Annotated in this window: 1 protein-coding gene; it reads left to right on the top strand. The window is 33.2% G+C overall.

All coding sequences use genetic code 11. From position 1 onward, the window contains the following. Window positions 1-253, top strand: a 253-nt coding sequence (locus PIJ50_RS16470; protein WP_510182079.1) for a hypothetical protein, incomplete at both ends; no start/stop codon positions are given.

The raw sequence follows: 253 nt of genomic DNA, 5'->3' as shown, positions 1-253 counted from the left end.
ATATTGTCCGTCGTTTACCAGAAGAAAATGTAGAAATTGAAGTAACGTCTAATTACCAAACCAACATTAGTTCTGGTCAAGCCTCCTTTACACTAAACGGCTTAGATCCAATGGAATATCCTAAATTACCTGAAGTAACAGATGGAAAAACAATTAAAATTCCAATTAATGTACTAAAAAATATTGTTAGACAAACTGTTTTTGCTGTTTCTGCTATTGAAGTTCGTCCAGTACTTACTGGTGTAAACTGGAT

Source organism: Falsirhodobacter sp. 20TX0035, assembly GCF_028307215.1.
Classification (GTDB): domain Bacteria; phylum Pseudomonadota; class Alphaproteobacteria; order Rhodobacterales; family Rhodobacteraceae; genus Falsirhodobacter.
Note: the sequence above shows the minus strand (reverse complement) of the source record. Positions and strands in the feature narration are given on the sequence as shown.